Source organism: Nesterenkonia aerolata (genome assembly GCF_031470965.1).
GTDB classification, from domain to species: Bacteria; Actinomycetota; Actinomycetes; order Actinomycetales; family Micrococcaceae; genus Nesterenkonia; species Nesterenkonia aerolata.
Map to the genome: position 1 here is coordinate 34,606 of NZ_JAVKGR010000001.1, position 24,630 is coordinate 59,235.

Sequence of the window (24,630 nt, forward strand, 5' to 3'; positions counted from 1 at the left end):
CTACCGCGGATCACCGCAGAACCCGGTCAGGGCCACACCTGCAGGCCTCAGGTCTCGACGACGACGGGGACGATCATCGGCTTGCGCCGCAGTCGGCGGTTGACCCAGGTGCCGATGGTGCGCCGGACGATCTGCTGGAGCTGATGAGTGGTGTGCTCCTTATTGTCCTGGATGGCGTCAGTCAGCGCGCGGGCGATCTTCGGCTTGATGTCCTTGAAGACCTGATCCTCTTCCGCCACACCTCGGGCGTGGATGTCAGGGCCGGAGACGATCTGCCCGGTCTGCCGGTTGACCACTGTGATCACCGAGATGAAGCCCTCCTCACCGAGGACCCGACGGTCCTTCAGGTCCGCGTCGGTGACCTCGCCGACGGAGGAGCCGTCGACGTAGACATAGCCGCATTCGATCTGCCCGGTGATCTCCGCCACGCCGTCGCGCAGATCGACCACGGTGCCGTCCTCGCACTGGAGCACCCGGTCGGGATCCACACCGGTCTCGACAGCCAGCCGCCCGTTGGCGATCAGGTGGCGAGTCTCCCCGTGGACGGGCATGACGTTCTTCGGCCGGATGATGTTGTAGCAGTAGAGCAGCTCACCGGCGGAGGCGTGACCGGAGACGTGGACCTTCGCGTTGCCCTTATGGATGACCTCGCAGCCGAGCTTGAGCAGCCCGTTGATCACTCGGAAGACCGAGTTCTCGTTGCCCGGGATCAGTGAGGAGGCGAGGATCACCGTGTCCTCCTCGCCGACCTGGATCGGGTGGTCACCGTTGGCCATCCGAGACAGAGCGGCCATCGGTTCGCCCTGAGAGCCGGTGGACATCAGCACGATCTCGTGATCGGGCAGGTCATCGACCTTCTTCATGTCCACCAGAATGCCCTCGGGGACATCGAGGTAGCCGAGCTTCGCGGCAATGGACATATTGCGCACCATCGATCGGCCCACGAAGGCCACCCGACGCCCATGGGCTTCGGCGGCGTCGAGGACCTGCTGGACACGGTGGATGTGGGAGGAGAAGGAGGCGACGATGATCCGGCGCCGGGAACGGCCGAAGTACTGATCGATGACCGGGCCGATCTCCTTCTCCGGGGTGGTGAACCCGGGGACGTCGGCGTTGGTGGAGTCGGTCATGAACAGGTCCACGCCCTCTTCGCCCAGCTTGGCGAAATGACGCAGGTCCGTGATCCGGCCGTCCAGCGGCAGCTGGTCCATCTTGAAGTCCCCGGTGTGCAGCACGGACCCGGCCTCAGTGCGGATATGCACGGCCAGGGCATCGGGGATGGAGTGGTTGACCGCGACGAACTCGCACTCGAAGGGGCCGAACTGCTCGACATCGCCCTCTGTCACCGAGAGCGTGTACGGGGTGATCCGGTGCTCGCTGAGCTTCGCCTCGATCAGCGCCAGGGTCAGCTGAGATCCGATGAGCGGGATGTCCGGCTTGCGGCGCAGCAGATACGGCACGGCGCCGATGTGGTCCTCGTGGCCGTGGGTGAGCACCAGGCCGACGACGTCGTCGAGGCGGTCCTCGATATAGCTGAAGTCCGGCAGGATGAGGTCGACCCCGGGCTGCTCCTCCTCGGGGAAGAGCACACCGCAGTCGACGATGAGGATCTTGCCGCCGATCTCGAAGACCGCCATGTTGCGGCCCACCTCACCCAGCCCACCGAGGGGGACGACACGCAGGGTGCCGTCCTTCAGCTTCGGCGGGGTCATCAGTCGGTGAGCTGCCACAGGTTCTCCTCAGCGGTGGGTGATGTGATCGTCTCGTCGGTGCGCCTCACCGGCAGTGACACGGTGACACGCGGGGCATTAAGTGGGCATTCAGACAGAGTCAGGTTGTGGGAAAGCGTCAGAGGTCAGAGGTTCCAGCCGGCCTCGCGGAGATCGCCGAGCACCAGTTCCTTCTCCGTCTCATTCGCCTGGACCAGGGGCAGACGCACATCGGTGCGGATCGGGAACTCCAGCCAGTTGAGCACCAGCTTCGAGGACACCGCGCCCTGGATGCGGGTCATCATCGCGCGGATCACCGGCCCCAGCTCCGAGTGATAGATACGCGCCTCACGCAGGTCATAGTTCAGCACGGCATCGATCATGCGCCGGAAGTGCCCGGAGGCCACATGCGAGGTGACGGAGACGACGCCGGAGGCCCCCATCGCCATCCAGGCCAAGACGTTCTGATCGTCTCCGGAGTAGATCTCCAGATCTGTCTTGGTCAGCACCTCGGTGGTCGCGGTGATGTCGTTCTTCGCGTCCTTCAGGCACTGGATGCGCGGGTGCTCGGCCAAACGGAGCATGGTCTCCGTGCTGATCGAGATGCCGGAGCGACCGGGGATGTCATAGACCATCAGCGGCAGATCGATCGCATCGGCCACTGCGGTGAAGTGGGCGAGCACGCCGTCCTGGCTGGGCTTGTTGTAGTAAGGGGTGACGACGAGCTGGCCGTCGGCGCCGGCGCGTTCGGCCCGGCGTGCCATCTCCAGGTCATGGGAGGTGTGGTTGGTGGAGGTGCCGGCGATGACCTTCGCCCGATCCCCCACCGCGGACTTCGCCGCACGGACCAGACCTTCTTTCTCGTGGTCCTCCAGAGTGGAGGTCTCACCGGTGGTGCCGGAGACCACGAGGGAGTCGTTGCCCTCCTCGACGAGCTTATGCGCCAGGGCTTCGAAGGCCTTGTAGTCCACCCGGTCATCATCGGTGAAGGGCGTGACCATCGCCGTGATCAGATGTCCGAACTGCGGATCCGTCTGGTCCGGATGCTTGACCTCGCCCTCGGCCAAGTACGGGTCGAAGTCGCGGGTGTGCTCGTTCTCGGTGGTCATACGTCGTAGCCTACCGGTTGTGGACCGCAGCAGCACCGTCAGCACCGGCCCCGCGGCACGAGTCGTCGGGGTCGATATCGCACGCGCCCTGGCACTGATCGGCATGATGCTGGTCCATGTGCTGCCGACCACCGATCCCTCCACCGGTGAGGCGACGGCGTTGGGGCTGGTGGCCACTGGGCGCCCTTCCGCACTGTTCGCGCTGCTGGCCGGGGTCGGCCTGGCCCTGATGACAGGCGGCGCGCAGCCGCACCGGGACGCCGAGCGCGTCAGCAGGCACCGGCGCAGCATCACTGTACGCGCCCTGCTGGTGATCGTGATCGGGCTTCTCGTGGCCTCCTGGGAGTCCCAGGTGGCGATCATCTTGGTCCACTACGGAGTGCTGTTCCTGCTCGCGCTGCCGCTGCTGCGCTGGAGTGCCCGTGCGCTCAGTGTGCTCGCCGCGGTATGGGTGCTGGCCGCTCCGGTGATGTTCCAGCAGATGATCGTCGCGCTGATGGGTGATCCGAGCTACCCGTCTGAGATGCGGTTGTGGCACTCCCCCGGATTCACCGATGTCATCGACACCCCCGGGCTCACGGCCTGGGACCTCACGGTGACCGGCTACTATCCGCTGCTGATCTGGCCGGCGTACCTGCTGGTGGGCATGGCGGTGGGGCGCAGTCGGCTCCACCGCCGGGCCACCGCCTGGCGTCTTCTGGGTCTGGGAGCCGGGTTGGCGATGCTCAGTGCGGCAGTGAGCTGGACGGTGCTGCTGGGCACCGACCTCACCTCCACCTTGGACTACTACGGTGAGGGTGATCTGGCCGTGCGCGGGGAGCTGCTGACCGGCACACTGCTGCCGGTGGAGGCAGACCCGCGCTGGTTCCTGCTGGCGACGCCGCACTCGGGCTCCACCGCTGATCTGGTGCATACCGTCGGCACCAGCCTGCTCATCCTGGGAGCATGCCTGCTGATCGCCTCCCACTCACCCTCTGTGCTGGGCAGGTGCCTGAGCCCGCTGATCGGCGCCGGAGCCATGCCGCTGACCCTCTACGTGGGGCACCTCGGTGTGCTGCACGCCTGGCATGTGGAGGGGTGGCCGCTCTATGGCCTCAGCTCGACGACGATGGCGGCAGCTCTGGTGATCGGCTGCCTGGCCGCAGGTGCCCTCCAGCAGGCGTTGGGGCGTCGCGGACCACTGGAGGCCCTGGTGCATGCTGCGAGCGGGCAGTCCACGCATCCTGGATCATCGCGGTGACCCGGGCCTCCGGTACCCAGCCCAGCAGCCGCCGGGCCTGGGCACCGGAGGCCACGAGCACGGGAGGATCCCCCGGGCGGCGGTCGGCCTCTCGCACCTGGATCGGCACACCGGTCACCTGCCGGACGGCGTCGACGACCTCACGCACTGAGGTGCCCACCCCGGTGCCCAGGTTCAGGATCTCGTGGGTTCCGGGAGTCGCGTGCTCCAGGGCCAGCACATGGGCGTCAGCCAGCTCAGTGATGTGGATGTAGTCCCGCACAGCGGTACCGTCCCGTGTGGGATAGTCCGTGCCGAAGATCTGCGCCGGGGCGTAGTCACGGCCGTCCCGGTGGTGCTCGGCGGCGGTCAGCAGGTTCGGGATGAGATGGGTCTCGGGGTCGTGGTGCTCCCCCAGCGCCCCGTAGGCCCCGGCCACGTTGAAGTACCGCAGGCTCACCGCGCCCAGACCGTGCGCTGTCGCTTCGGCAGTGAGCATGTGATCGATCGCCAGCTTGCTCGCCCCGTACGGGTTAGTCGGTTGGGTGGCAGTCATCTCGGTGATCGGGTCTGAGCCGGCATCACCGTAGACGGCGGCAGTCGAGGAGAACACCAGGCGCGGCACTGAATGGTGACGCATCGCATCGAGCAGGGCTAAGGTCTCGACGATGTTGCCGTGCCAGTACCGTTCCGGATGCTGCATCGACTCACCGACCAGGGAGCGCGCGGCCAGATGCACCACGGCGTCGAAGGAGCCGTCGAGCACCTCCCCGGCAGACCGCAGCGGACGGCGATGCCACACGGCCTCACCGGCCACGGCGTCATGATGTCCGGTGGAGAGATCGTCGAGAACCTCGACGTGATGGCGCTGCTCCAGCAGACGCGCGACGACGACGCTGCCGATATACCCGGCGCCACCGGTGACCAGGATCTTCATCATGCGCTATTCAATCACAGCAGCAGCGGGCCGATACCCTGGTCCCATGACTGAACACAACATCCGCGTGGCCGTTCTCGGCGCCTCCGGGCGGATGGGCTCTGAGGCGGTGCGCGCGGTCGATCAGGCCGAGGGCATGCAGCTGGTGGCCCGCATCGGACGCCAGGACTCGCTGACCCAGATCCTCGACGCCGGGGCGACCCATATCGTCGACCTCTCGGTCCCCGAGGCGACTCAGGACAATGTCCGTTTCGCTGTGGAGCACGGTGTGCATGCCGTCGTCGGGGCCACCGGGTGGGATACGGAGAGGCTGGAGCGGCTTCAGGAACTGCTCGCCGACCATCCGGAGGTCGGGGTTCTCATCGCCCCGAACTTCGCCCTGGGCTCCGTCTTGGCGACGGCGTTCGCCGCGAAGGCCGCACAGTTCTTCGAGTCGGCGGAGATCATCGAGCTCCACCATCCACAGAAGGTCGACGCACCCTCGGGCACGGCGGTGCGGACCGCTGAGCTGATGGGCGCGGCTCGCCGCGAGGCCGGCCTCGCCCCCTCCCCCGATGCCACGACCACCTGCCTGGAAGGTGCCCGCGGCGCCGTCGTCGAGGACATCCCTGTTCACTCGGTGCGGCTGCGCGGACTGGTGGCCCACCAGGAGGTTCTTCTCGGCTCGGCCGGGGAACAGCTCACACTGCGCCACGACTCCTTCGACCGTGCCAGCTTCATGCCCGGCGTGCTGCTGGGGCTGCGCACTGTGGCCCAGCGTCCCGGGCTGACCCACGGGCTCGACGGCTATCTGGATCTCGGGCTCTGAGGGCATGCGTTCGAAGATCTGGGTCTGGCTGTTCGTCGGCGTGCTGGTCATCTTCCTCGGCGGGGCGGTCACCTCGGCTTGGCGCTTCCTGCGCATCGATGACCCCATCGCCCGGGTGATCGGCCTGGCGGTGCTGGTGATCGTTGGGGTGGGCATCTGGTACCTCTACCGTGAGCTGTCCCTGGCCTTCCGCTCGGAACGCCTAGGGCGGATCCTTGAGGCTGAGGGTGGCCTGCCCGAGGACACCGTGGAACGCTCTCCGGCAGGACGTCCGGATAAGGGCCAGGCCGATGAGCAGTTCGCCCGCTACGCCGCCGAGGCGGAGCAGGCTCCCGAGGACTGGCGGAGCTGGTTCCGGCTGGCCATCGCCTATGACATCGCCTCCGACCGGCGTCGGGGCCGTGCGATGATGCGTCGGGCCATCCGCATGGAACGGGTGGCGCCGGACGGTGCCTACGGCCCGGAGGCTGAGGGACGGTCCTGAAGCTCGCCCCATTCATGAGGCGGACGCAGATCGGCGACCTGATCGCAGAGACCCGGCAAGAGATCGACGAGCACTTCCATCCCCTCTCGAACCGCCTGCGGTGCGCCGGGAAGGTTGATGATCACCGTGCCCTCCGCCACTCCGGCCATGCCTCGGTTGATCGCGGCCATGGGACGGGTCTGCCGGGCGTGGGCGCGCACGGCCTCCATCACTCCGGGAATCTGCTTGTCCAGCAGCGGTTCGGTGAACTCCGGGGTGAGATCGTCCGGGGTCAGCCCGGTACCGCCGGAGGTGATGATGACGGCGGGTGCCACAGCGCTGAGCAGCTCGGACAGGGCGGCGAGCACGCCTTCTCCGTCAGGGATGATGACCGGCGGGCGGCAGCCGAAGCCGAGCTGCTCGGCGAACTCGGCGATGATCGGGGCACTCATGTCCTCGCGCTGTCCGGTGGCCGCGCGGGTGGAGACGATGACGGGGGCGATGATCCGCTCGGCCTCGCGGGCCTGCGTGTACTCAGCCGGGGGTTCTTCTGTCGATGCTGTCTCTGCGCGGTGCTCCTGCTGCTGGTGATCCACGTCTTCAGCTTACAGGTGCAGATCTCACGGCAGGGCGGTTCCGGACGTCCGGGGAGGCCGTGGGGCGTCGAGCTCGGCGGAGAGCAGCACGATCGGCCGCTGCCCCGGGCCCAGCTCAGCCCGGGACACCAATACCTCGGTCATCGGCGCCGACCATCCCTGCCCAGTACGTGCCGCAGCGCCGTGGTCAGGTCAGGGTGCCGGAACCTGTACCCCAGGCTCTCCGCTCGGGCCGCGCTGACCCGCTGATCCGCCTCGGCGAGCGCCTCGGCGCCTTCGGCGCCCAGCAGCAGCTGCGGGCCGAAGGACGGCACGGGCAGCACCGCCGGCCGGCGCATCACCCGGCCCAGGGTCTTGGCGTACTCCCGGGCACGCACCGGCTGCGGCGCCACACCGTTGACCGGACCGGACACACCTGAGTCCAGGACCATATGGACGATGAGGCCGGCGATGTCATCGAGGCTGATCCAGGGCTGCCACTGGTCACGGCCGAGCGGACCCCCGGCACCGACGGCGAAGAGCGGCAGCATCTGCTGCAGCACACCGCCGGAGGGACTCTGGACGATGCCGGTGCGGATCATGGCCACTCGCACTCCAGCGTCCTCGGCCGGGGCGGTCGCCGCCTCCCATTCCCGGCAGACTCGGGCGAGGAAATCCTCACCGACAGCGACGTCCTCCGTCAGGAGCTCCGGAACCTCCGCCGGTCTGTGCTGCGGGGTCGCCCCGTAGTAGCCCACCGCCGAGCCGCTGATCAGCGCCCGGCCGCGGTGATCCTCGCGCTCGAGCGCCGCCAGCGTCTCGGCGATGAGCCGGGTGCCACGGACTCGGGAGTCGAGGACATTCTGCTTATGGGACTCGGTGAACCGTGCCGCCAGCGGGTGGCCGGCCAGGTGGACCACGGCGTCGACCTCCCGCAGCGCCTCTGGGTCCAGTTCGCCGTTCTCCGGGTCCCATCGGATCTGATCGGCGGCGACGGGTGCGGAGCGGGTCAGCCGCCGCACCTCAGCTCCGGCGCCACCCAGCAGCGCGCAGACCTGCTCGCCGATCATCCCGGTGGCCCCGGTGACCGCGACGATCATCCCTGGCTGGTTCTGCTGCTGGGAGGCCAGGGGGCCGTGATCGTGGTGGAAGGCCAGGTCCTCCGCCATCTGCCTCTGCCGGTGGATGAACAGGCGCCGCAGCTCGGATTCAAAACGCCGGGACACCGCCTCGTGGACGGCACCGGGAAGCCGGGAGGTGGCCGGCAGGCGGTAGTCGACGGTCTCGGAGATGACGGTGCCGCCGTCGTCGGTGTCTTCGAAGACCCGCTCATGCCGCCACGAGGAGGCCGCACCGGAGATCATCTCGTCGGTGAAGCGACGGTCCGGCTCGTACTCCGTGTGCGCGGAGACCCATCGCACCCAGGGGCGCAGCCGCACCGGCAGCATCCCGTCGGCGAATCCCACGGCAGCGGCCAGCGCCGTGCCCATGATCCCGGGCGGGTTGATCCCGATGGTCGAGGAGGCGCCGACGCCGATCCCGTCGTCGGGGGCCTCGAGCACAGCACCGGCGAAGGGAGGGTGCAGCCGGGTCAGCGCCCCCGGACGGGTGTACCAGGTGAAGACGTCCTGACGGGCGAACGGCAGCCGGGTCTCATAGTGGAACGTGGGCATCGTCTCTCACCTCTCCTCATCGCGTGCGCCCCTGCTGGAGGCTCCTCAGACGGCCGTTCCGCACGGGTCGCACAGTGGTGAAGGTACCACTGACCTGCGGCGATGACGAGAAAACCGAGGAGAACACCCGGGCTGATCAGGACGGAGCGACGACGGTGACCGCCCGTGGAGATCCGGCCAGGCGCTGGGCCATCGCGGTGACATCGTCCGCAGTGACCGCGTCGATGGCTTCTAAGACCTCTGAGACGTCGACGAACTCACCGCGGACCAGCTCCGCGGAGCCCAACCGTGACATCCGTGAGGAGGTCTCCTCCATGCCCAGCACCGTGCCGCCGCGCAGCTGACCCTTGGCCCGGATCAGCTCCTCCTGCGTGATCGGTTCTGTTGTCAACCGCTCGAGTTCGGCGGTCATCACCTCGACGACGGCGTCGACCTTCTCCGGCAGGCATCCGGCGTAGAGTCCGAAATACCCGGCATCGGTATAGGCCCCGGAGAACGAATAGGTGGAGTAGGCCAGTCCCCGGCGTTCCCGCACCTGCTGGAACAGGCGCGAGGACATTCCTCCGCCGAGGACGGCGTGGAGCACCGAGAGCGAGAAGCGATCCGGGTCCGAGGCGGAGAGCCCTCGACCACCGAGAATGATCTGGGCCTGCTCCACCGGTTTCACCACGGTCTCCCGGCCCTGCCGCACGGGGATCTCCTGCTCCTCGCCCACACGGCGCCGGGCCGGTTCACCGGCGGTGGCGAGGTGCCACGGCGAGCGCTCCAGCGACTGCTGCACCAGGTCACAGAGCATGTCGTGGTCGAGGCCTCCGGCGGCGGTGATCACCAGCTCCTCGGGGCGGTACCAGCGGGTGTAGTGAGCGTGGACGTCGTCGCGGGCGGCAGCACGGATGTCCTCCGGGGTACCACCGATGGGCCGGCCCAGAGGGTGGCCGTCGAGCACCTGTGCGGCGAAACGTTCGTAGGCGAGATCAACCGGATCGTCGAGGTCCATGGCGAGTTCTTCGAGGATCACGCCGCGTTCGGTCTCCATCTCCTGCGGGTCGAGGCTCGCCGAGGTGATCATATCGGTGAGGACCTCGACGGCCAGAGGGAGATCGGCATCGAGCACACGGGCGTAGTAGCAGGTGGATTCCTTGCCGGTCATCGCGTTGGAGTCTCCGCCGACGCCGTCGAAGGCGGCAGCGATGTCCAGCGCACTGCGCGCAGAGGTGCCTTTGAAGAGCAGGTGCTCGAGGAAATGGGTGGAGCCGTGCTGGTGGGCCGCCTCGTCCCGCGACCCCACGGCAATCCAGAATCCGACGGTGACCGAGCGCTGGCCCGGCATCTCCTCGGTGAGGATCCGCACGCCGGAGGGCAGCACAGTCCGCCGGACGGTGGAGCCCTCATCCGCGTTGAGGGTGCCATGGGTGTGGGGTTCGATGGTCACGCGCATAGTGCCGGTGGGCTCCTGGTCAGTATCGGTTGGACATCAGATCGGTGTGGCGCATGAGGTCCGGCGCCGATGATTCAGCCTAACGGCCCGTCACGCTGCTGTTCATCGGGAGAGCAATCGGGAGGCATCAGAGCCCGGTGCCTGTACCTGTGTCAGTACCGGAGTCAGCGTCGGGATCAGCACCGGGGTCAGCACCGGGGTCAGCACCGGACTCGGCCCGTTGTCAGAGGTCTGTGGCAGTGTGGTCACCGATGAGAACGGAGGCGAGCCACTGAGCACGGACACCAGCCACAGCGACGGGGCTAATCACAGCGACGGGGCCAGTCACAGCGAGGCGACTGAGGACTTGCCGACCATTGAGGACTTGCCGAAAACGGGCTTCCGCGCGGAAGCCCGGGAACAGCTCTGCGCGCTGGCCGGACGGCAGGTGGACTTCCGCGCGGGCCAGTTCGAGGCGATCTCCGCGCTGGTGGAACAGCGCCGGCGAGTCCTGGTGGTCCAGCGCACCGGCTGGGGCAAATCTGCGGTGTACTTCCTCGCCTCCAGCCTGCTGCGGCGTCGCGGGCGCGGGGTGAGCCTGATCGTCTCACCGCTGCTGGCGCTGATGCGTGATCAGATCGCCGCCGCCCGGCAGGCGGGGATCCGCGCCCAGGCGGTGCATTCGGTCAATGCCCATGAATGGGAGGAGATCTCTGCGGCCCTGCACGCCGATGAGCTGGATGTGCTGCTGATCTCACCCGAACGGCTGGCCAATCCCACCTTCCGCGACGAGGTGCTGCCTCGGCTGCTCGGCCGGCTGGGCATGTTGGTGATCGATGAGGCTCACTGCATCTCCGATTGGGGGCATGACTTCCGCCCGGATTATCGACGCATCGCAGAAGTCGTACGCTCGCTGCCTGCCGAGGTGCCGGTGCTGGCCACCACGGCCACGGCCAATGCACGCGTCGTCGAGGATGTCGCCGCGCAGCTGGCCCCGGAGTCTGAGTCTGCGGCTTCCCGGAGCGTGGCCGCCGGGACCTCCGAAGTCGATGAGGTCCTGGTGCTGCGCGGGGAGCTCGCCCGGGATTCGCTGCGCCTGGGTGTGCTGAGTCTGTCGGATGCGGCCCATCGCATCGCCTGGCTGAGTGAACACCTGGGCTCACTGACCGGAAGCGGGATCGTCTATACGCTGACGATCTCGCAGGCGGAGGATCTGGCGCGGCATCTGGGTGACCAAGGGTATGAGGTCGCCGCCTACACTGGGCGCACGGACCCGCAGGAGCGCGAGGAGCTCGAGGCCGCGCTGAAGGAGAACCGGGTCAAGGCGCTGATCGCCACCAGTGCGCTGGGGATGGGGTTCGACAAACCGGATCTCGGTTTCGTCATCCACCTGGGGGCTCCGTCGTCTCCGGTGTCCTATTACCAGCAGATCGGACGTGCCGGCCGCGCGGTGGACAGCGCTGATGTGCTGCTGCTTCCCGGCCGGGAGGATGCGCGGATCTGGGAGCATTTCGCACAGGCCTCTCTGCCTACCCAGGAGCGGGCGGAATCGGTGCTTGAGGTGCTTGACGAGCATCGGCGAGCAGTCGGTGATGAGCCGCTCTCCACGGCGAAGATCGAAGCGATGGTGGAGGTCCGGCGCAGCCCCTTGGAACTGCTGCTGAAAGTGCTCGAGGTCGATGGTGCGGTCCGTCGGGTGCGGGGCGGCTGGCTCTCCACCGGGGTCGGTTGGATCTACGACGCCGAACGCTACACGCGGATTCTTCAGCTGCGCCGGGCCGAGCAGGGGGCCATGCTCGACTATGAACGGCTCAGCACCGGCCAGTGCCGGATGCGGGTCCTCGCTGAGGCCCTCGACGATCCGGCAGCGGCTGACTGCGGGCGTTGTGACACCTGCGCTGGTGCGTGGTATCCACGGCATATCAGCGATCAGGTGCTCACCGAAGCGACAACAGGACTGGACCGGGTCGGCGTGGCAGTGCCTGCTCGGCGGCAGTGGCCTGCCGGGCTCGAAGCCCTCGGACTGTCCCTGCGCGGCAGGATTCCGGCTGAGCAGCAGGCTGCTGAAGGGCGTGTGCTGGCACGTGTCAGCGACCTGGGCTGGGGGCCCGTGGTCCATGACGCGCTGAATGCCCCGGATACCTCAGTGGACCAGCGGCTTCTCGACGGTGTCGTCAGGGTCTTGGCCGAATGGGAGTGGGAGCACCGTCCCGAGGTGGTCGTCGCTGTCCCCTCCCGCAGCCGGCCTCTCCTTGTGGACTCCCTGGCCCGCGGCATCGCAGGAATCGGGCGGCTCCCCTATGCCGGGATGCTGGAGCCTGTCTCCGGTGGGCCTGCCGGGTCACCGGAGTCCAACAGCGCCTACCGACTGGCCGGGCTGGTGGGTCGCCTCGGAGTCTCCGATCAGCTGGCCGAGGCCGTCGCCGGTCTGCCGGTGCTGCTCGTCGATGACGAGATCATCTCACGGTGGACGATGACAGTGGCCGCACAGCAGCTGCGCGCAGCCGGCGCCCAGAGTGTGCTGCCCTTCGCTCTGGGCCTGCGCGGCTGAGGACTCAGGACAGCAGAGATGATGCGGAGTGAAGATGACCTCCGATGACGTGTCCTGACAGCTGCCCCACCTGAACTTGTAATGTTCAGAGAACATTTCACCGTTGACTCAGTGTGAGGAGCAGACCCATGTCAGAGACCTCTCAGGACCGCGGCATCGATGCTCAGGGGCTGACCCGGCTCGCCGATGCGGCACAGTCCGACCCCAGCACCGGCCATAAGGTCGTCAGGGCGCGCAGCGTGTGGGAGAGCGGCTTCCGCAACCAGAACTACGTGCGCTCTCACGCGCCGGTGCTCGTCTCGGAACCGCATCAGCTGCTCGGCGATGACGAAGCACCCAACCCCACTGAGATGGCGCTCAGCGCCCTGGGCTCCTGCATCAATGTCGGGCTGCTGGCCAACGCCACCCACCGCGGTGTCACGCTGACCACGATCGAGGTCGAGCTCGAAGGCGACATCGACATCAGTGCGGTCTGGGGTGTGGGCGACCTGGCCCCGGATAAGGCGCTGGGCATCACCGATGTCCGCGTCAACGTCACCCTCGCAGGTGATGCTGATGAGCAGACGCTGCAGCAGATCACCGACCAGGCCATCGCGTGGTCTCCGGTGGTTAACACCTTCACCCGCCCGGTCGGCCTGACGGCCTCGCTGACGGTGGCCTGAGCCCGTGGTCGGCCAGACGAGAGAACCGCACGGCAGCACCCCGGCAGGCACTGATGTCCCTGTCGCGCTGCTGGAGCGCATCACGGCAGAGGCCGAGGCCGTAGACCGTGGGGATGCCGAGACTCTGGAGCAGCTGGTGGCGTTCGGTGAGGCCGGGCTGACCACGCTGGGGTCCGTCTCAGACACAGAAGGCAGGCCGGGACAGCAGAGTGGCCAGGGCGGGCTGCCTGACCTGGTGGGTGCCGTCGAGGCTCTTGCGCGTCGTTCGCTCAGCTCGGCGTTCGCCCTGTGGGGCCACCGGATGGCGATCGAATATCTCCTCGCCGCGGACACCCCGTACGCCCACCGTGTGCTGCCCGGGCTCAGAGCTGGGGCCGTTCCCGGGGTTTCAGGAATGGCCTCAGCGTTCCGGCGCTTCGTCGGCGCTGGGGAGGTCGATCTCACCGCCCGCGCCGACGGCGAGGACCTGCTCATCGACGGCACCGTGCCCTGGGCCACGAACCTCTACCCCGGGGCTCTGGTGGTCAGTGCCGCCGTCGATGAACAGGGTGATCCTCTGCTTCTGGCTTTCACGTTGGATCAGCAGGGTGTGGAGGTCGGAGCTCCGTTGGATCTGCTCGCACTGCGCGGCACACGGTCGACCTCAGTGCGCCTGAACGCTGTGCGGGTTCCTGGCGAACAGGTGCTCAGCCGTGACTTCACCGGTCTGCTCAGGGCGGTCCGGCCGACCTTCGCCGCGCTGCAGTCGGCCCTGTGCCTGGGTCTTGCCGCAGAATCTCTCGCCCAGACTGAAGTATCCCTGGGCAAAGCCGCTGAGGGGTCGTTCCTCACCACCTTCGCGCCCGACCTGGCTGAGGCTCAGCATGAACTCGGACGGGTGCGTGGGCAGCTCGATGCCGTGGCCGCGACCGTCGGCACCGGCACACCGCCGACACCGGCCCAGGTGCTTCAAACCCGTCATGCCGCGGGCCTGCTCGCCGTGCAGGCCGCCGGGTTGGAGCTGCGCACTGCCGGTGGACGCGCGTTCGTCCATGGGTCGGCGGCGAACCGACGCTTCCGTGAGTCTGCGTTCCTGCCCGTGCAGTCGCCCTCTGAAGGACAGCTGCGTTGGGAACTGGCACGTGGCTGAGCAGCCATTCTCCCGGCGTCGGGCCCTGGGGCTGGGGTTCTCCACCGCCGGGGCTGCCCTGCTGGCCGGGCTGGCCGGCTGCGGGGCGCCTACCTCACCGCCCGGGGTGGGTTCGGCGACGACGGCGGAATTCACGGCGCGTCTCGACGTCCCCGCTCCTCTGGAGACCCGGCAGCTGACCGTGGGGTTCGTCCCGATCACCTGCGCGGCTCCCCTGGTCAATGCCGCCGCGTTGGGGGTCTTTGCCCAGTACGGGTTGGATGTCACGCTGCGGCGGTACACCGGATGGGCCGAGCTGTGGACCGCGTATGTCGCCGGGGAGCTGGATGCCACCCAGATGCTCGCGCCCATGCCTTTGGCCATCCACTACGGGTTCGCCTCTGGGCAGCGGGACACCCGGGTGCCGCTGGTGACCAATACCGACGGCAACAGCATCACCGTCTCCCGAGAGCTCCACGGTGAGATCGCCGGTCCGCAGGACTTCGCCGGTCTGCGGTTGGGCCTACCCTTCGACTACTCCATGCATAATCTGCTGACCCGCGACTACCTCGCCGGCGCTGGCATCGATCCCACCGCGGATGTGGATCTGCGGATCATGCGGCCGGCGGATATGGTCTCTGCGCTCAGCGTGGGAGAGATCGACGCCTTCTGCCTGCCGGATCAGTTCAGCCAGCGGGCAGTCGCCGAAGAGGTCGGCGTCATCCACACCTCCACGGCAGAGATCTGGGCCGGCCACCCCTGCTGCTGTTTCAGCGTGGCTGAGGACTTCGCCACCTCACACCCTACGACGTATACGGCACTGGTCAGTGCCCTGGTGGACGCTGCTCTGTGGACTGACGCCCAAGACAACCGCGCCGCCAGTGCGGAACTGCTCAGCCCGGCCGGGCGGCTGAACACTCCCCAACCTGTCCTCGACGCCGTGCTCACCGGGGACTACCAGGACGGCACGGGCCGCCGTCGTCGCGATCCGGACCGTATCGGGTTCCAGCCATACCCGCATCAGTCCTTCGGCGTGTGGATCCTCGATCATCTGCAGCAGCGGGGCTTGACCGGCAGTGCCCGTTTCGCCACCGCCCAGCAGCGTGAGCTGGCAGTCGATGAGGTCTTCGATCCCGATACCTCTCGACCTCTGGTGGCAGCACTGGACGGCAACATTGAGGAGGCGGCATGAGCGGAACAACGGTGCGAAGAACCGCTGACCACAGCAACCGGCTCTGGAGTCTGACGCTGTGCCTGCTGATCGGTGCGTCAGCAGTGGGCGTATGGCAGCTGTGGACCGTGCTGGTGGATCCCGGCGGCATGGCGCCGACGCCGACAGGCACCTGGAACCGGTTGGTGGAGATCCTCTCCGGAGCCTTCACCGTCGAGGGGCCGAATTCGGTGGGGATCGCCTTCCATGCTGCGGCCTCCTTGCAGCGTGTGCTCGCCGGTTTCGGTGCCGCAGTGCTGCTGGCCGTGCCGCTGGGTCTAGTGCTGGGGATGCGGCCCACTCTGGCGGCCGCGTTGGATCCGTATATCCAGGTGCTGCGGCCGGTGTCTCCGTTGGCCTGGCTGCCTCTGGGGCTGGCGGTGCTGCGCGATTCTGAGGCGACTGCGGTCTTCGTCATCTTCATGGCCTCGCTGTGGTTGGTGCTGATCAACACCATCGACGGCGTGCATCGGATAGACCCGCTGCACCTGGATCTTGCCCGCACTCTGGAGGCCACCTGGTGGCAGCGAACCACGCGGGTGGTGCTGCCTGCCACGCTGCCCGCCGTTCTCACCGGGCTGCGCACCGCATTGAGCACGGCGTGGCTGGTGATCGTCGCCGCAGAGATGATCGTCGGTTCCCGGGGCATCGGTCATTTCGTCTGGACGGAATGGAATGCGATGAACACCGACAGCATCGTCGTCGCGATTCTTCTCATCGGCGTGATCGGGCTGCTGCTGGACCGCGGCATCCTCGCCGTGGGACGCCTGATCCCCGGGGCCCGAGGCCGCGGTTCCCCGCAGAAGAGCACGCGGCGCGTCACCCCTGCACGAGTTCGGAGCGCCGTATGACACCACAGCACATGACGCCACAGCACATGACGCCGCAGCACATGACGCCGCAGCCAGACACCTCCGAGCTCACGGCAGAGGCCCTGGCAGAGCACACTGACGAGAGCACGGCAACGGTGGCCACAGGGTCCACAGCGTCCCCAGCGACGAACCGGGGCTCCCGGGATCAGCCGATTCTCAGCGCGCAAGAGATCTCCGTGGGCTTCGGCGGCTCTGAGCAACCCTCGCTGGTCTTGGACCGGGTGAGCCTCGACGTGCCGGCCGGTGAGTTCCTCACCGTCATCGGGCCCTCGGGTTCTGGAAAATCCACTCTGTTGAAGGTCTTGGCGGGGCTGCACCAGCCCAGTGGCGGGCGGGTGCTGCTGCATGATGCCCCCGTCACCGGGCCGAGCCGACAGATCGCGGTGGTGTTCCAGCAGCATGTGCTGCTGCCCTGGCTCACGGCACGGGGCAATGTGCTCTTCGCCCTGGAAGCTGCCGGCGGTCTTGGTCTGAGCCGGGGGCAGCGGCGGCGCCTGGCCGACGAGCATCTGGAAGCGGTGCATTTGGGCCGCCACGGACAGAAATTCCCCGCAGAGCTCTCCGGAGGCATGCAGCAACGCGTCGGTCTGGCCCGGGCCTTCGCCCTGGACTCCGATGTGATGCTCTTGGACGAACCGCTCGGGGCACTGGATGCGCTGACCCGCCGGACATTGCAGGAGCAGCTGTTGGAGCTGACCGAACGTCGGCGTCAGACCACGGTGATGGTCACCCATGACGTCGATGAGGCCCTGCTGCTCTCGGACCGTATCCTGGCGCTGTCTCAGGGGCCCAATGCACGGATCGAGGACGGTTTCGACGTCCCGTTCCCTCGGCCCCGCAGCGCTGAAGCCATCGAGAACGATCCCGAGTATCTTGTGCTGCGCCGACGGCTGCTCGATGCCCTGCGCACCTGAAAACCCTGGTCAGCCTGGCCCGGTGACCTGAGAACTCGTATAGTTAGGAGACAGTCACCTCAGTACCGGGGACCGTCCCGGTAGGACCATGTAGGACCATCCAGGAGGCCAGCACTGTGGCAGTCGGATCACCCGAGTTCGGCACCACCCCCACCCTGAGGGGTGAGCGAGTGATGCTGCGTCCCATCAGGCGGGAGGATGCGCGGACGATCCGGCCGTTGCTGATCGATCCGGAAGTGCTGTACCTCACGGGGAAGGTGCACTCATCGACACCGACCGAGGATGATCTCGAGTACTTCTCGCTGCACCGTCTTGAGGAGATCTACGAATGGTGGGCTGAGGACGACCACCGCCAGGTCTGGGTCATCATCGATACCAGGACAGAACAGGTCGTCGGTGAGGCTTTTCTCACCGACCTGGATTCTCGCTCCCGGTCCTGCAGCTTCCGCATCTGGATCTCGCGGAGGCGTGACCAGGGGTTGGGAACGGAGGCTAGCCTGCTCGCGCTACGCTACGCCTTCGAGGAGCAGGCTGTTCACCGGATCGACCTGGAGGTCTATGACTTCAACCACCGGGCCCGGTATCTCTACACGAAACTCGGTTTCGTCCATGAGGGGACGTTGCGTGAGGCGATCTGGAGTGATCAGCAGTGGCATGACGCGCACGTCATGGCGATGCTGGATTCCGAATGGGCTGCGCTCTACGGCGGCGCCGGCTCCTGATCGCCGGTAGGCGTCAGGGCAGGCGGACCAGCTGCTCGCTCTGATCGGAAGGCAGTTGCTCAGCCACTGCGGTCACGGCGATCCGGTTGAGGAGCACTTCTCCCCCGGCGTTCGAGAGGAAGGCGGTATCGGCGGCGTCCCGGCCGGTGGAGATGCGCAACATCGACTGGCGCGGGGCCAGGTCCGTGGCATCGAGCGCGTGCCAGGCCCCGTCGACGTAGGCTTCGGCGATGGCGTGGAAGTCCATCGGGGAAAGTCCGGGCGCGTAGACGGCGGCCAGCCGGGCGGGGACGTCGCGGGCACGCAGCAGGGCGATGACCAGATGGGCGTAGTCACGGCAGACGCCACGGCGAGCCAACATGGTCTCCGTGGCACCATCAGTGGGTACTGAGGAACCCGGCACGTAGCTGAGTCGATCACGGACCCAGGTGGTCACCGCATCGGTCAGTGCGCGTCCGGCGAGACCGCGGAACTCTGCCGCCGCGGTCGGCCACAGTTCATCGGACTGGCAGTACCGGCTGGGACGCATATAGCGGATGAGGTCCGCCGGGGACACCGGCTCGGGAACAGGATCACCGGTGGCGCTGGCGGTGTAGTCCAGGGTGAGGTGGCCCGCGTCTGTGCGCAGGTGATGCATACGGGTGCCGTGCGCATCATCCCATTCCCTCAAGGCCACCGGCGCGCCGTCGTGGCGCACGGTCAGCGCCTCATCGAGATACAGGCCCGCCGTCTTCGCGGCCGCGACGATGAAGGTCAGCTGGGCAGGGGCTTTCACCGTGATGTCCAGGTGCGCGGTGACCGTCCTCTGCATGCCTCCAACCTGTCACAGCAGGTCACGGCGGACAACCGGACACAGTCGCAGCTGATGTGCCCGCTGTTCCTGACATGGCAGATATCGTGAAGCATGAGCATCGAAGACCACCCTGCTCCCCGACCCGTTCACAACTCTGAGACGGTACATTCCACACCGATCTTCGACGTGGTCGAGGACCAGGTGGTGCTGCAGGAGGGTGGCGAACCCGTGACTCGGGCTTATCTGCGCCATCCGGGGGCTGTGGCGATCGTCGCCGTGGATGAGCAGGGTCGCGTCCTGCTGCTGCGCCAATATCGGCATCCGGTGGGCGCCCAGCTGTGGGAGATTCCCGCCGGGCTGCTCGACATCGCAGGTGAGCCGCTGCTGGAGACCGCGAAGCGGGAGCTCTACGAAGAAGCTGATCTGCAGGCTGAACGATGGTCACAGCTGATCGATCACCTGCCCAGCCCGGGCTCGACGGATGAGACCGTACGCATCTACCTGGCTGAGGGACTGACAGAGGTGCCCGAGGACGCACGTCATCCCCGCGAGCATGAAGAAGCCGAGATCATCACCCGATGGGTGCCGACCGCCGAGTTGGTCGAGGCGGTCCTCTCCGGCGCGGTCCGCAACGCCAACACCGTGATCGGAGCCCTGGCGCTGCAGGCTCTCCGGCACCGCTGCGGCACCGAAGCAGGGCACCAGTACACTGCAGGACGGTAGTGTGTTCTACAGCACTCCGCATCACCGAACGCCACCGCCGGGAGGGTCCATGACGTCGCAGCACAATATCGGCGATCAGGTGCGCCAACGCACTCTGGAGTACTACTCACTCGTCGACTCCGGAGATGTCACGGGAATTCTCGACTGGTTCACCCATGATGCGGAGTACCGGCGGCCCGGCTACGCCCCGATGCGCGGCACTGAAGAGCTCGAAGCCTTCTACAGCGGGACCCGGGTCATCGAGTCCGGTCGCCATACAGTCGATGCACTGATCGTCGAGGCGGAGCACAGCGATCCGGAGCACAGCGGCGGCAGTGTGGCCGTGCGTGGCCGCTTCACCGGTCGGCTCAAGGACGGGACTGACGTCGAGGTGGGATTCGCCGACTTCATCGACTACCGACGTGAGGACGACGGCGCGTTACGGGCGCTGCTGCGCATCACCTACTTCGACTCCCCCGCCGTCTGAACGGATGGTCCTGTGACACTGCCTGAAGGGTATACCAGCCAGCGCACCCCTCCCGCCCGGGAGGACTATCTGCGCCTGCGCCGCGACAGCGGCCTCTCGCCGAAGACACCCGAACAGGCCGAGCCGGCGCTGCGGAATTCCTGGGCCTGGCGCCATGTGGCCGATGCTGACGGCCGCGTCATCGCGATGGGCCGAGTGATCGGTGACGGCGGCTGGTACTTCCACCTGGCTGATATGGCCACTGACCCCGCACACCAGGGCCACGGGATCGGTAGGACGGTGCTGGACGCGCTGGTGCGGGAGATCCTCGAGCGGGCACCCGAGAACCCCTACATCACGCTGATCGGCGACCCTCCGGGGCAACGGCTCTACACGAACTACGGCTTCACCGACGTCTCCCCGTCGCTGGGAATGGTGCTCGCGCAGGACTCGGCCGAGGACGGCTGAGTCACCTCAACAGAGCGGCCAGCTGCGCCGCATGGTCCACGGCCTCACGCTCGTGGCCCATCAGCTCCTCACCGCCCTTGCCGCTCAAGGTCTCCGCGAAGGCGTCATCGATGCCGGAGCTGACCCCCGAGAGCTCCTCTAGAACCTTCAGACCGCAGAACGGCAGATAGAACGGGTTATACCCACCCTCTTGAACACAGACGAGGCGACCGTCACAGACCTCCGCGGCGAGGTCCATGACCTTCCGAGTCAACGTGGCGTAATCCGCGGCGCGCAGCATCATCCGCGCCAGAGGGTCCATGATGGAAGCGTCGAACCCGCTGCCGACGATGATCAGCTCCGGCGCATAGCGGCGCAGCGCCGGGATCACCACAGTGTCGAAGGCGTACTCATAAGCCCCCATCCCTCCTCCCGGAGGCAGCGGCACATTGATGGTGTATCCCTCACCGGTCCCGGCGCCACGCTCCTCGATGAAGCCGGAATCAGGGGGGAAGCACCTGTTCTGGTGGATCGAGATGTTCAGCACGTCGTCACGTTCCCAGAAGATGTCCTGGGTGCCGTTGCCGTGGTGGACGTCCCAATCGACGATCGCCACGCGGGAGATCCCGAGCTGCTCACGGGCATAGGCCGCCGCGACGGCGGCATTGCCGAAGAGACAGTACCCGCGGCCCATATTGCGCTCGGCATGGTGCCCGGGAGGGTTCACCAATGCGTAGCAGTTCTCCACCGCCCCCGAGACTACGGCGTCGACGGCCGCCAGGGCTCCCCCGGCGGCGAGCAGAGCGATGTCCAGGCCGCCCTGGCCGAAGGAGGTCTCCCCGTCGCCGGCGTCTCCGCCTTTGGGCAGTAGGCTCTGGGCCGCGATGCGCTCGTAATACTCCTCCTCGTGGACCCGCAGGATGTCCTCACGCGAGGCCGGACGTGCGCGGACCGGGGTCAGTGAGTCGATGAGTCCGGTGGCTGAGATGAGCTCATGCATCCGGCGCTTAGTATCCGGATGCGCGACGTGGTGGGTGATCGGCTGGATGCCGGCCGCCGCGTGGGCCGGCATCATCGGGCCGGTCCCCAGGTCCGCCCAGCCGTAGGTGGTCTCCCAGACGTACCCGGTTGCCGACATACGCACAGCACCTGCTTCCTCAGTCGCTCTCCCTCAAGCCAAACTCATCTTATGTCAGAGGGTTCGTGCAGTCTGATAAGTGGTCCGACGAAACAATGAAGGAGCCACCAATGTCAGACTTCTTGAACTTCCTGTCGAAAGGTCAGTTCCTCGACAGCCTGTATAGAGTACTCGTGTCATTCGCATTCATCATCAGCGCGCTGAGCATCATAGCGAGAAGAGAACCTCTGGTAGGGTTTCATCTCACCCTCGAGCATCTCGGTATTCCTGCAGAGTGGGTAGTCACTGTGAGCACCTGGTCAACTGAGTCCGCAGTCGAGATAAGTGTCGTAGGTGGGGCTCTCCTTACTCTAGGCACGCTTACCGTCAGAGACAGTTACGTCAGCCGGACCGCCTCGACTCAGCTGCTCGGCCTGACGCTCTTGTTACAGGTACACCCAAACATGTGGATGCTGTTTCTCGTACCTATCGCCACAACGATCAGAATGGGGGCAGCTCGAATTCACGCACACACCTTCCGACCACCCAACGTCGTGCTTACCGAAGCCTTGTTCGCGACGTTCGCTGCCATCTTGCTGGCTTGGGGATGGCTGACCGGAAACTCAAATTCACAAGCCCAATCAGAGGCCAGAACGGCCGAAGGCGTTTGACTCCACATCAACCTCTGGACTACGAGCTGAGGCCGACGGCCGAATCCATACCCGGATTCGACCGCCGGCCTCAGAGTGCTCGATCTCGAGTGCTCACCGAGCCGTCGTCAGGACTCACTCACCGTCGACGACCTGGTTCACCGACTGCTTCTCCTCGCCGGAGCCCTCGTCCTCGGTCACCGGGGAGAGGGACAGCTTGCCGCGGTCGTCGATCTTGGTGATCTCCACCTGCAGCTTCTGGCCCACACCGACGACGTCCTCGACGTCATCGACGCGCTTGCCGTCGTTGAGCTTACGCAGCTCGGAGATGTGCAGCAGGCCGTCCTTGCCCGGAGTGAGCGAGACGAAGGCTCCGAAGCTGGTCAGCTTGACCACAGTGCCCAGGTAGCGCTCGCCTATCTCCGGGACCGACGGGTTGGCGATGGCGTTGATCGCCGAACGAGCGGCCTCGGCGGCCTCACCGTTGGTCGCGCCGATGAGCACCGTGCCGTCATCCTCGATGGAAATATCGGTACCGGTGTCCTCCTGGATCTGGTTGATCATCTTGCCCTTCGGGCCGATGACCTCACCGATCTTGTCCACCGGAACCATCACCGAGATGATGCGCGGAGCGAACGGGGACATCTCATCGGGAGTGTCGATCGCCGCGGTGATCACCTCGAGGATGTGGACACGGGCCTCACGGGCCTGCTTCAGCGCGGCACCGAGCACAGAGGCCGGAATACCGTCGAGCTTGGTGTCCAGCTGGATCGCGGTGATGAACTCACCGGTGCCGGCGACCTTGAAGTCCATGTCACCGAAGGCGTCCTCGGCACCGAGGATGTCGGTCAGCGCGGCGTACCGGGTCTCACCGTCGACCTGGTCCGACACCAGACCCATGGCGATGCCCGCCACCGGCGCCTTCAGCGGCACACCGGCGTTGAGCAGAGACAGCGTGGAAGCACAGACCGAACCCATCGACGTCGAGCCGTTGGAGCCCAGCGCCTCGGAGACCTGACGGATCGCGTAGGGGAACTCCTCACGGGAGGGCAGCACCGGGACCAGGGCACGCTCGGCGAGCGCGCCGTGGCCGATCTCGCGGCGCTTCGGGCTTCCCACCCGGCCGGTCTCACCGGTGGAGTAGGGCGGGAAGTTGTAGTTGTGCATGTAGCGCTTGGTGGTCTCCGGCGAGAGGCTGTCGATGGTCTGCTCCATCTTCAGCATGTTCAGCGTGGTGACACCCATGATCTGGGTCTCGCCGCGCTCGAAGATCGCCGAGCCGTGCACTCGCGGCAGCACCTCGACCTCGGCGGTCAGCTGGCGGATATCAGCCAGGCCGCGGCCGTCGATGCGGACCTGATCACGCAGGATGCGCTGGCGGATGACCTGCTTGGTCACCGAGCCCAGAGCCTTGCCGATCTCGGCGTCGCGCCCCTCGAACTGCTGGCCCTCAGCGGCGAACTTCTCCACCAGCTCAGCCTTCAGCGCGGCATCGGCCGCCTCGCGCTCCTGCTTATCGGCGATCTGGTAGATCTCGGTGAGCCGCTGCTCAGCCTCAGCCTGCACGGCCTGGAAGACGTCGTCCTCGTAGTCGGTGAAGATCGGCACCTCGACGGCCGGCTTGGCGGCACGCTGGGCCAGATCAGCCTGCGCGTCGCACAGTGCTGCGATGAACGGCTTGGCAGCCTCCAGACCCTCGTGGACGATCTCCTCGGTCGGGGCGGTGCGGCCCTGGTCCTTGACCAGCTTCCAGGCGTGGTCGGTGGCCTCGGCCTCGACCATCATCACTGCGACGTCGCCGTCGACCTTGCGCCCGGCCACGACCATGTCGAAGACGGCGTCCTCGAGCTGGGAGTGCTTGGGGAACGCCACCCACTGCGGACCCTGGCCGTCATCGATGAGCGCGACGCGCACGCCACCGATCGGGCCGGAGAACGGCAGGCCGGAGAGCTGGGTGGACATGGAAGCGCCGTTGATCGCGACGACGTCGTAGAGGTCATCCGGATCGATGGAGAGCACGGTCTCGACGACCTGCACCTCGTTGCGGATGCCCTTGGTGAAGGCCGGGCGCAGCGGACGGTCGATCAGGCGGCAGGCCAGGATCGCGTCAGTGGTCGGGCGGCCCTCGCGGCGGAAGAACGAGCCGGGGATACGCCCGGCGGCGTACATCCGCTCCTCGACGTCGACAGTCAGCGGGAAGAAGTCGAAGCCTTCGCGCGGGTGCTTGCCGACCGTGGTGGCCGAGAGGATGGTGGTCTCACCGTCGAGGGTGATGACCGCCGATCCGGCGGCCTGCTTGGCCAGCCGACCGGTCTCGAAATGGATAGTGCGGGAGCCGAAGCGGCCGTTGTCGATGACAGCCTCGGCAGTGTGAACCTCAGGACCCTGCATTCTCAGGGACTCCTCTCTGTTCGGTGTTCGATATACATACGGGCACACCGGGTCAGAGAGGGGCATCGACGCACATGGCGGTCTTCGATCGAAGCCCACGGACGATGCCGGTCGG

Annotated in this window: 23 protein-coding genes and 1 pseudogene; 14 read left to right on the top strand and 10 right to left on the bottom strand. The window is 66.8% G+C overall.

Annotation, left to right across the window (positions count from 1 at the left end):
- Positions 1-47 precede the first annotated feature (47 nt).
- Entirely contained in the window at positions 48-1,712 is a 1,665-nt protein-coding gene (locus RIL96_RS00160) for a ribonuclease J (protein ID WP_310547421.1), read from the bottom strand.
- A gap of 143 nt (positions 1,713-1,855) precedes the next feature.
- Positions 1,856-2,818, bottom strand: coding sequence for a 4-hydroxy-tetrahydrodipicolinate synthase (dapA, locus tag RIL96_RS00165; protein WP_310546976.1), 963 nt, complete (start codon positions 2,816-2,818; stop codon positions 1,856-1,858).
- Between the two features lie 19 nt (positions 2,819-2,837).
- On the opposite strand from dapA, the pseudogene RIL96_RS00170 reads away from it, so the two are divergent.
- Positions 2,838-3,497: pseudogene (locus tag RIL96_RS00170) on the top strand (heparan-alpha-glucosaminide N-acetyltransferase domain-containing protein); the annotation flags it as partial.
- Positions 3,498-3,912: 415 nt separating this feature from the next.
- Here the strand turns inward: RIL96_RS00170 and galE are convergent.
- On the bottom strand, positions 3,913-4,977 hold the full coding sequence (galE, locus tag RIL96_RS00175) for a UDP-glucose 4-epimerase GalE (protein WP_310546977.1): 1,065 nt from the start codon (positions 4,975-4,977) through the stop codon (positions 3,913-3,915).
- A 43-nt stretch (positions 4,978-5,020) separates the two neighbouring features.
- Between galE and dapB the strand changes: the two genes are divergently transcribed.
- Both dapB and RIL96_RS00185 read left to right on the top strand, forming a co-directional pair.
- The gene (gene dapB / locus RIL96_RS00180; protein ID WP_310546978.1) at positions 5,021-5,782 is read left to right on the top strand and encodes a 4-hydroxy-tetrahydrodipicolinate reductase; all 762 of its coding nucleotides are present in this window, start codon (positions 5,021-5,023) and stop codon (positions 5,780-5,782) included.
- 4 nt (positions 5,783-5,786) lie between these two features.
- Entirely contained in the window at positions 5,787-6,266 is a 480-nt protein-coding gene (locus RIL96_RS00185; RefSeq protein WP_310546979.1) for a hypothetical protein, read from the top strand.
- On the opposite strand, the gene RIL96_RS00190 is transcribed toward RIL96_RS00185, so the two are convergent.
- From RIL96_RS00190 to RIL96_RS00205, 4 genes are all read right to left on the bottom strand, one after another.
- Positions 6,236-6,841, bottom strand: coding sequence for a MogA/MoaB family molybdenum cofactor biosynthesis protein (locus RIL96_RS00190; protein ID WP_310546980.1), 606 nt, complete (start codon positions 6,839-6,841; stop codon positions 6,236-6,238). The genes RIL96_RS00185 and RIL96_RS00190 overlap by 31 nt on opposite strands.
- Positions 6,842-6,981: 140 nt before the next feature.
- Positions 6,982-8,493 (bottom strand): TIGR01777 family oxidoreductase, encoded by a 1,512-nt coding sequence (locus RIL96_RS00195; RefSeq protein ID WP_310546981.1) that lies wholly within the window; start codon positions 8,491-8,493, stop codon positions 6,982-6,984.
- Between the two features lie 136 nt (positions 8,494-8,629).
- Positions 8,630-9,931 carry a M16 family metallopeptidase gene (locus RIL96_RS00200; RefSeq protein WP_310546982.1) on the bottom strand — a complete coding sequence of 434 codons (1,302 nt, stop codon included), beginning with the start codon at positions 9,929-9,931 and terminating at the stop codon, positions 8,630-8,632.
- Between the two features lie 102 nt (positions 9,932-10,033).
- Positions 10,034-10,180, bottom strand: a complete 147-nt coding sequence (locus tag RIL96_RS00205) for a hypothetical protein (RefSeq protein ID WP_310546983.1) — start codon at positions 10,178-10,180, stop codon at positions 10,034-10,036.
- A gap of 97 nt (positions 10,181-10,277) precedes the next feature.
- Here RIL96_RS00205 and RIL96_RS00210 point away from each other — a divergent pair, with 97 nt between their 5' ends.
- The 7 genes from RIL96_RS00210 to RIL96_RS00240 all read left to right on the top strand — a co-directional run bounded on the left by RIL96_RS00210 (position 10,278) and on the right by RIL96_RS00240 (position 17,949).
- Positions 10,278-12,461: a RecQ family ATP-dependent DNA helicase gene (locus tag RIL96_RS00210; protein ID WP_445482781.1), complete on the top strand. Its 2,184-nt coding sequence runs from the start codon at positions 10,278-10,280 to the stop codon at positions 12,459-12,461.
- A 128-nt stretch (positions 12,462-12,589) separates the two neighbouring features.
- Entirely contained in the window at positions 12,590-13,123 is a 534-nt protein-coding gene (locus RIL96_RS00215; protein ID WP_310546984.1) for an OsmC family protein, read from the top strand.
- Between the two features lie 4 nt (positions 13,124-13,127).
- Complete coding sequence (locus RIL96_RS00220; RefSeq protein WP_310546985.1) at positions 13,128-14,252, top strand: acyl-CoA dehydrogenase family protein; 1,125 nt, start codon at positions 13,128-13,130, stop codon at positions 14,250-14,252.
- Positions 14,245-15,423, top strand: coding sequence for an ABC transporter substrate-binding protein (locus RIL96_RS00225; protein WP_310546986.1), 1,179 nt, complete (start codon positions 14,245-14,247; stop codon positions 15,421-15,423). The genes RIL96_RS00220 and RIL96_RS00225 overlap by 8 nt, the downstream gene beginning before the upstream one ends.
- Entirely contained in the window at positions 15,420-16,292 is an 873-nt protein-coding gene (locus tag RIL96_RS00230) for an ABC transporter permease (RefSeq protein ID WP_310546987.1), read from the top strand. Before RIL96_RS00225 ends, RIL96_RS00230 begins: the two co-directional genes overlap by 4 nt.
- Complete coding sequence (locus RIL96_RS00235) at positions 16,289-17,227, top strand: ABC transporter ATP-binding protein (protein WP_310546988.1); 939 nt, start codon at positions 16,289-16,291, stop codon at positions 17,225-17,227. Before RIL96_RS00230 ends, RIL96_RS00235 begins: the two co-directional genes overlap by 4 nt.
- A 116-nt stretch (positions 17,228-17,343) precedes the next feature.
- Complete coding sequence (locus tag RIL96_RS00240) at positions 17,344-17,949, top strand: GNAT family N-acetyltransferase (protein ID WP_310546989.1); 606 nt, start codon at positions 17,344-17,346, stop codon at positions 17,947-17,949.
- A 13-nt stretch (positions 17,950-17,962) separates the two neighbouring features.
- On the opposite strand, the gene RIL96_RS00245 is transcribed toward RIL96_RS00240, so the two are convergent.
- Entirely contained in the window at positions 17,963-18,760 is a 798-nt protein-coding gene (locus RIL96_RS00245; RefSeq protein WP_310546990.1) for a transglutaminase-like domain-containing protein, read from the bottom strand.
- A gap of 93 nt (positions 18,761-18,853) precedes the next feature.
- On the opposite strand from RIL96_RS00245, the gene RIL96_RS00250 reads away from it, so the two are divergent.
- Genes RIL96_RS00250 through RIL96_RS00260 form a run of 3 tightly spaced genes read left to right on the top strand, consistent with a single transcriptional unit; the run spans position 18,854 to position 20,378 of the window.
- Positions 18,854-19,465 carry an NUDIX domain-containing protein gene (locus RIL96_RS00250; protein WP_310546991.1) on the top strand — a complete coding sequence of 204 codons (612 nt, stop codon included), beginning with the start codon at positions 18,854-18,856 and terminating at the stop codon, positions 19,463-19,465.
- Positions 19,466-19,514: 49 nt separating this feature from the next.
- Positions 19,515-19,931 carry a nuclear transport factor 2 family protein gene (locus tag RIL96_RS00255; protein ID WP_310546992.1) on the top strand — a complete coding sequence of 139 codons (417 nt, stop codon included), beginning with the start codon at positions 19,515-19,517 and terminating at the stop codon, positions 19,929-19,931.
- Between the two features lie 12 nt (positions 19,932-19,943).
- The gene (locus RIL96_RS00260) at positions 19,944-20,378 is read left to right on the top strand and encodes a GNAT family N-acetyltransferase (RefSeq protein WP_310546993.1); all 435 of its coding nucleotides are present in this window, start codon (positions 19,944-19,946) and stop codon (positions 20,376-20,378) included.
- 1 nt (position 20,379) lies between these two features.
- Here RIL96_RS00260 and RIL96_RS00265 read toward each other — a convergent pair whose 3' ends face one another.
- Complete coding sequence (locus RIL96_RS00265) at positions 20,380-21,495, bottom strand: histone deacetylase-like amidohydrolase (RefSeq protein WP_310546994.1); 1,116 nt, start codon at positions 21,493-21,495, stop codon at positions 20,380-20,382.
- A 110-nt stretch (positions 21,496-21,605) separates the two neighbouring features.
- Here RIL96_RS00265 and RIL96_RS00270 point away from each other — a divergent pair, with 110 nt between their 5' ends.
- Positions 21,606-22,145, top strand: a complete 540-nt coding sequence (locus tag RIL96_RS00270; protein ID WP_310546995.1) for a hypothetical protein — start codon at positions 21,606-21,608, stop codon at positions 22,143-22,145.
- 114 nt (positions 22,146-22,259) lie between these two features.
- On the opposite strand, the gene RIL96_RS00275 is transcribed toward RIL96_RS00270, so the two are convergent.
- Positions 22,260-24,515, bottom strand: a complete 2,256-nt coding sequence (locus RIL96_RS00275; protein ID WP_310546996.1) for a polyribonucleotide nucleotidyltransferase — start codon at positions 24,513-24,515, stop codon at positions 22,260-22,262.
- Positions 24,516-24,630: the final 115 nt, after the last annotated feature.

What these genes read in the sequence shown, in the direction of transcription:
- RIL96_RS00160 (WP_310547421.1), bottom strand. Translation starts at nt 1,712, where the DNA reads ATGACCCCGCCGAAGCTGAAGGACGGCACCCTGCGTGTCGTCCCCCTC.
- dapA (WP_310546976.1), bottom strand. Translation starts at nt 2,818, where the DNA reads ATGACCACCGAGAACGAGCACACCCGCGACTTCGACCCGTACTTGGCC.
- galE (WP_310546977.1), bottom strand. Translation starts at nt 4,977, where the DNA reads ATGATGAAGATCCTGGTCACCGGTGGCGCCGGGTATATCGGCAGCGTC.
- dapB (WP_310546978.1), top strand. Translation starts at nt 5,021, where the DNA reads ATGACTGAACACAACATCCGCGTGGCCGTTCTCGGCGCCTCCGGGCGG.
- RIL96_RS00185 (WP_310546979.1), top strand. Translation starts at nt 5,787, where the DNA reads ATGCGTTCGAAGATCTGGGTCTGGCTGTTCGTCGGCGTGCTGGTCATC.
- RIL96_RS00195 (WP_310546981.1), bottom strand. Translation starts at nt 8,493, where the DNA reads ATGCCCACGTTCCACTATGAGACCCGGCTGCCGTTCGCCCGTCAGGAC.
- RIL96_RS00200 (WP_310546982.1), bottom strand. Translation starts at nt 9,931, where the DNA reads ATGCGCGTGACCATCGAACCCCACACCCATGGCACCCTCAACGCGGAT.
- RIL96_RS00215 (WP_310546984.1), top strand. Translation starts at nt 12,590, where the DNA reads ATGTCAGAGACCTCTCAGGACCGCGGCATCGATGCTCAGGGGCTGACC.
- RIL96_RS00230 (WP_310546987.1), top strand. Translation starts at nt 15,420, where the DNA reads ATGAGCGGAACAACGGTGCGAAGAACCGCTGACCACAGCAACCGGCTC.
- RIL96_RS00235 (WP_310546988.1), top strand. Translation starts at nt 16,289, where the DNA reads ATGACACCACAGCACATGACGCCACAGCACATGACGCCGCAGCACATG.
- RIL96_RS00245 (WP_310546990.1), bottom strand. Translation starts at nt 18,760, where the DNA reads ATGCAGAGGACGGTCACCGCGCACCTGGACATCACGGTGAAAGCCCCT.
- RIL96_RS00250 (WP_310546991.1), top strand. Translation starts at nt 18,854, where the DNA reads ATGAGCATCGAAGACCACCCTGCTCCCCGACCCGTTCACAACTCTGAG.
- RIL96_RS00255 (WP_310546992.1), top strand. Translation starts at nt 19,515, where the DNA reads ATGACGTCGCAGCACAATATCGGCGATCAGGTGCGCCAACGCACTCTG.
- RIL96_RS00265 (WP_310546994.1), bottom strand. Translation starts at nt 21,495, where the DNA reads ATGTCGGCAACCGGGTACGTCTGGGAGACCACCTACGGCTGGGCGGAC.
- RIL96_RS00270 (WP_310546995.1), top strand. Translation starts at nt 21,606, where the DNA reads ATGTCAGACTTCTTGAACTTCCTGTCGAAAGGTCAGTTCCTCGACAGC.
- RIL96_RS00275 (WP_310546996.1), bottom strand. Translation starts at nt 24,515, where the DNA reads ATGCAGGGTCCTGAGGTTCACACTGCCGAGGCTGTCATCGACAACGGC.